We start from the raw sequence: 5,289 nt of genomic DNA on the forward strand, positions 1-5,289 counted from the left end.
GCGAAGTTCCTCGCGCCGGAGAACGTGACCGGGGTGGTGACCGCGTCGCTCATCTGGGCCAGTTCCGGCTTCTACATCACCATCCTGATGGCCGCGGTCGACCAGATCCCGCCGCAGCTCTACGAGGACGCGGACCTCGGCGGCGCCTCGCCCTGGCAGAAGTTCCGCTCCGTCACGCTGCCGCTCACCTGGGACGTGGTGGGCGTGGCCGGGGTGCTGTGGACGATCAACGCGCTCAAGATCTTCGAACTCGTCTTCGTGCTCGCCGGGCCCGGCACCTACGCCCCGCCGAACCGGGCGTGGACGCTCGGCATCTACGTGTTCGACCGGACCTTCGGCTCGAACGGCACGCCGGACTTCGGCGCGGCCTGCGCTTGCGCGGTCGCGATGATCGCCCTCGTCTCGATCCTCGTCGTGCTGCTGCGGCGGCTGATGCGCCGTGACGCCATCCAGTTCTGAAGGAGATCCCGTGACCGTCACGGAAGCGCCGTCGCGCGGCGCGGCCCCGGGCAAGCCCCGGCGCACCCCGCCGCGCCGGCCCCGCCCGGCTCCCGGCAGCCGCAGGCTCAGCCCGCTGCGGCTGCTCGGCTCGGCGATCGTCTGGCTGTTCACCGCCGGCAACCTGCTGGTGCTGTACTGGCTGATCACCGCGTCGTTCAAGACCCCGGTGGAGATCTTCACCAAGCCGTTCGCCCTGCCGTACCAGTGGTTCCACGTCGGCAAGCCGTTCCGGAACTTCGTCTACGCCTGGAACAACGCCGGATTCGGCGACGCCGTGCTGTCCACAGTGGTCCTGGTCGGGCTGGCGACGATCGCCACCGTCGCGATCTCCGCACCGTGCGCGTACGCGCTCACCCGGCTCGGGGTGCGCGGTTCGGGCGTGCTGACCAACGGCGTCGCGATCGGCATGGGGGTGCCGTTCCAGACCGTGATCATCCCGCTGTTCGTCGCGTTCAGCGAGATCCACCTGGACAACCAGTACGGGCTGTTCGTGCTCTACGTGGCACTGTCGATCCCGTTCACGGTGTTCCTGCTGACCGGGTTCTTCCGTTCGCTGCCCGACGAGATCGAAGAAGCCGCGACGCTCGACGGAGCCTCGCCGGTGCGGGTGTTCGTCTCGGTCGTCCTGCCGCTGGCCCGCGGCGGCGTGATCACCGCGCTGACGCTCAACGCGATCGGGCTGTGGAACGAAACCCTGCTGGCGATCGTGTTCCTCAAGGACCAGGCCCATTTCACGCTGTCGCGCGCGCTGTTCACCTTCTACGGCGCGGCCAGCTACCAGTCCGAGTACGGCGGGCTGATCGCCGGGGTGGCGATCGTCGTGCTCCCGATGCTGCTGCTCTACGTCGTGCTCGCCCGCCGGATCATCACCGGCCTGACCCTCGGCGCCGGAAAGTAGGACCCTGATGGCCACCGTGAGTTTCACCGACACCACCCGCTACTACGCCGGGGTCGAGCGCCCTGCGGTGGACGGGCTCGACCTGGAGGTCGCCGACGGCGAATTCCTGGTGCTGGTCGGCCCGTCCGGCTGCGGCAAATCGACCACCCTGCGGATGCTCGCCGGGCTGGAGGGCGTGGACGAGGGCTCGATCCGCATCGGCGAGAAGGACGTCACCGCGCTGCCGCCGAAAGAGCGGGACATCGCGATGGTGTTCCAGAACTACGCGCTCTATCCGCACATGACCGTCGCGGAGAACATCGGTTTCCACCTCAAGCTCGCGCGCATGCCGAAGGACGAACGCGAACGCCGGGTCCGCGAAGCCGCGGCCACCCTGGACCTGACCGAATACCTCGACCGGCGCCCGGCGAAGCTGTCGGGCGGGCAACGGCAGCGGGTGGCGATGGGGCGCGCGATCGTGCGCGAGCCGAGCGTGTTCCTGATGGACGAGCCGCTGTCCAATCTGGACGCCAAACTGCGGGTGCAGACCCGCACGCAGATCGCGTCGCTGCAACGGCGGCTCGGCACCACCACGCTGTACGTCACGCACGACCAGATCGAAGCGATGACGATGGGCGACCGGGTGGCCGTGCTGCGCGACGGCGTGCTGCAGCAATGCGATTCCCCGGTCGGGCTGTTCGAGCGCCCGCGCAATGTGTTCGTCGCGGGCTTCATCGGCTCGCCCGCGATGAACCTCATCGAGACCACAGTGGACGGTTCCGGCGCGGCAGTCGGCGACGGCATCCTCCCGCTCACTCCGGCTCAGCGGTCCGCGCTGACCGGTCAGGGGATCGTCGTCGGCGTGCGGCCGGAGGGCTGGGAAATCGGCGGCGCCGGATACCGCGCGGTCGTCGAAGTCGTCGAAGAACTCGGCAGCGACCAGTACCTCTACTGCCGGACCGGGGACCGGGTGCTGACCGTGCGGACGCCGGGCATGGCGCCGTGGCGGCGCGGCGAGGAAATCTCGCTGGCGCCGCGGACCGGCGCGGCACACCTGTTCGACGCGGCTACCGGCGAACGGCTGCCGGACGCATGAGCACGATCACGAGCGTCGAACTCGTGCTTCCCGCGGCCGAACTGGGCCCGGAGAACCCGTTGCCGCCGCTGGTCCGGTCCGAACCGGTCGCGTCGGTGTCCAATGCGGACGAACTTCTCGCGGACCTGGCGGCGAACCTGTCCTACGGCCGGCTGGACACGGTGCTGCCGTGCCGGATGCAGGACGGGTACGGCCGCGACCGGACCGAACGGCGGCTGCCCGCGCTGGTGCTGGAGAACGACCTGCTGCGCGCGACTGTCCTTCCCGGACTCGGCGGGCGGCTGTACTCCTTGCTGGACAAGGAAACCGGCGGGGACCTGGTATTCCGCAACCCAGTGTTCCAGCCGGCGAACCTGGCGCTGCGCGACGCGTGGTTCGCCGGCGGCGTCGAGTGGAACCTCGGCAGCACCGGGCACACCACGCTGACCTGCGCGCCGATGTTCGCCGCCGAGGCGCCCGGGCCGGACGGCTCACCGGTGCTGCGGCTCTGGGAATGGGAACGCACCCGCGATCTGCCGTACCAGCTGGACTTCTGGCTGCCCGAAGGATCGCGGCGGCTGTTCGTCGGGGTGCGGATCCGCAATCCGCACGAGCGCGACGTGCCGGTGTACTGGTGGTCGAACACCGCGGTGGCGCAGACGGCCGGGACCCGCGTGCTCGCCCCAGCGGACCAGGCGTGGCACTACGGCTATTCCGGGCGGCTGGAACTGGTCGACGTCACGCGCGACCTGACCTGCCCCGCACGGGCGATGGCGGCGGCCGACTATTTCTTCGAGGTCGACGGGCCGCCGTGGATCGCCGCCGTGGACTCCGACGGGCACGGGCTCGGCCAGGCGTCCACGGCTCGGCTGCGCGGACGGAAACTGTTCGTGTGGGGCGAATCCGCGGGCGGACGGCGGTGGCAAGACTGGCTCGCGCCCGGGACGAGCGGCTACCTCGAGATCCAGGCCGGGCTGGCCCGGACGCAGCTCGAACACCTGCGGCTGCCCGCGGGCGCCTCGTGGGACTGGCTCGAAAGCTACGGTCCGGTGGCGGCGGACCCGGAGATCGTGCACGGGCCGGACTGGCCCGCCGCGCTCGCCTCGGTCGCCGCCGGGCTGCCCTCCGCCGGGGAACTGGAGCGGCGGTGGCGCGAATGGCGCGCAGTCGCGGACGCACCGCCCGGGGAAATCCTCGCGGAAGGATCTGGCTGGGGCGCACTGGAAACGGGCCGGATGCTGGTGGAAGTCCCCGGCACTCCGTTTCCCGCGAGCAGCCTCGGCGCCGCCCAGCAGCCGTGGCGGGACTTGCTCGACGGCGTCGCGCCCCGGGCCGACCCCGCCGCCGAACCGCCCGACACGCTCGTCAACCGGCATTGGACCGAGTTGCTGGAGGCCGTGCCCGACCACGGCTGGCTCACCTGCTACCACCGGGGAATCGCGAGGTGGGCGGCGGGCGACCGCGAGGGCGCGGCGACCGCGTGGCGCCAGTCGGTCGAGGCGGAGCCGAACGGCTGGGCGTGGCGCAACCTCGCCGTCGCCGAGGACGATCCGGTGTGCGCCGCGGAGTACTACCGGCGGGCGCTGGACCTGCTGCCGAAACTGGCTCCGCTGGCGCTGGAGGCCATCGCCGCGCAGCTCGCTGCGGGAGACCCCGGCACCGCGCGGGAATTGCTCGAACCGTGGCCGGTCGAGGGACGGTTCGCGTTGCTGCGGGCGCGGATCTCGCTCGCGCTCGGCGATCTCGACGGGGCGCGCGAGGTGTACGACCGGGGGTTCACCGTGCCCGGGATCCGCGAGGGCGAGACGTCGCTGAGCGACGTGTGGCACGCGGTCTCCCCCGGCCCGCTGCCCGCCGAATACGACTTCCGGATGAAAACCGGCGGCGAGGCCGGATGAGCGCGATCGGCCGCCGGGGTGAACAATGACGCCGCGGCGGGCAAGCAGGCACGGGGACCGGTGCGAAGGGAGCACAAGCCGATGGCTCGGCATGAACGGTTGAGCACACTGTTGGACCTCTTGGCGAAGCGGGAGAAGCTCGACGTCGAAGAGGTGGCCGCGGAACTGAACGTCTCCGCCGCCACGATCCGCCGCGACCTGGACCACCTCGCCGAACAGCAGCTGCTCACCCGCACCCACGGCGGCGCCGTCGCGAACGACCTGGCCTACGATCTGCCGCTGCGCTACAAAACCGCCCGCCACGCCCCGGAAAAGCAGCGGATCAGCGCCGCGGCGGCGGCGCTGGTGTCCAACGGCATGGTGGTCGGCCTCAACGGCGGCACCACGACCGCGGGCGTGGCCAGGGCGCTGGCCATGCGCGCGGACCTGGCCGATGCCCCCGGCCTCACCATCGTGACCAACGCGCTCAACATCGCCCACGAGCTGGCCGTGCGGCCGAACATGAAGATCGTCGTCACCGGCGGGGTCGCCCGCCCGCAGTCCTTCGAACTCAGCGGGCCGCTGGCCAACCTGGTGCTCGGCCAGCTCAGCCTCGACCTGTTGTTCCTCGGCGTGGACGCGTTGCATCCCGCCGCCGGCGCGTTCGCCTGCCACGAGGGCGAGGCGGACATCAACCGGCTCATGGTGCAGAACGCCGCCCGGGTGGTGGCCGTGGCGGACAGTTCGAAACTCGGCCGCCGCGCCTTCGCCCGCATCTGCGACATCACCGACGTCCACGAGGTCGTGACGGACACCGAGGCCGACCCCGACGTCACCGCCGCTCTGAAAGCCGCCGGGATCCCCGTGCAGATCGCCTGAGGTCCGCCTCCGCTCCGCCCGACTCCCTCAGAGGTACGTGAGGGGAACCCTGAGGGAATCTGATTCCCTCAGGGTTCCCC

5 protein-coding genes are annotated in these 5,289 nt (G+C 70.9%); all 5 read left to right on the forward strand.

Annotated elements, in window-relative coordinates; all coding sequences use genetic code 11:
- A partial coding sequence (locus ACWDNU_RS44700) for a carbohydrate ABC transporter permease (protein ID WP_449673312.1) occupies positions 1-459 on the forward strand: 459 nt, incomplete at its 5' end.
- Positions 460-469: 10 nt separating this feature from the next.
- Entirely contained in the window at positions 470-1,399 is a 930-nt protein-coding gene (locus ACWDNU_RS44705) for a carbohydrate ABC transporter permease (protein ID WP_449673313.1), read from the forward strand.
- A gap of 7 nt (positions 1,400-1,406) precedes the next feature.
- Positions 1,407-2,474, forward strand: coding sequence for an ABC transporter ATP-binding protein (locus ACWDNU_RS44710; protein WP_449673314.1), 1,068 nt, complete (start codon positions 1,407-1,409; stop codon positions 2,472-2,474).
- Entirely contained in the window at positions 2,471-4,351 is a 1,881-nt protein-coding gene (locus tag ACWDNU_RS44715; protein ID WP_449673315.1) for a DUF5107 domain-containing protein, read from the forward strand. The genes ACWDNU_RS44710 and ACWDNU_RS44715 overlap by 4 nt, the downstream gene beginning before the upstream one ends.
- A gap of 81 nt (positions 4,352-4,432) precedes the next feature.
- Positions 4,433-5,209 (forward strand): DeoR/GlpR family DNA-binding transcription regulator, encoded by a 777-nt coding sequence (locus ACWDNU_RS44720; RefSeq protein ID WP_449673316.1) that lies wholly within the window; start codon positions 4,433-4,435, stop codon positions 5,207-5,209.
- Positions 5,210-5,289: the final 80 nt, after the last annotated feature.

The sequence above is a fragment of the Amycolatopsis sp. NPDC003676 genome, assembly GCF_053587275.1.

What these genes read in the sequence shown, in the direction of transcription:
- ACWDNU_RS44710 (WP_449673314.1), top strand. Translation starts at nt 1,407, where the DNA reads ATGGCCACCGTGAGTTTCACCGACACCACCCGCTACTACGCCGGGGTC.
- ACWDNU_RS44715 (WP_449673315.1), top strand. Translation starts at nt 2,471, where the DNA reads ATGAGCACGATCACGAGCGTCGAACTCGTGCTTCCCGCGGCCGAACTG.
- ACWDNU_RS44720 (WP_449673316.1), top strand. Translation starts at nt 4,433, where the DNA reads ATGGCTCGGCATGAACGGTTGAGCACACTGTTGGACCTCTTGGCGAAG.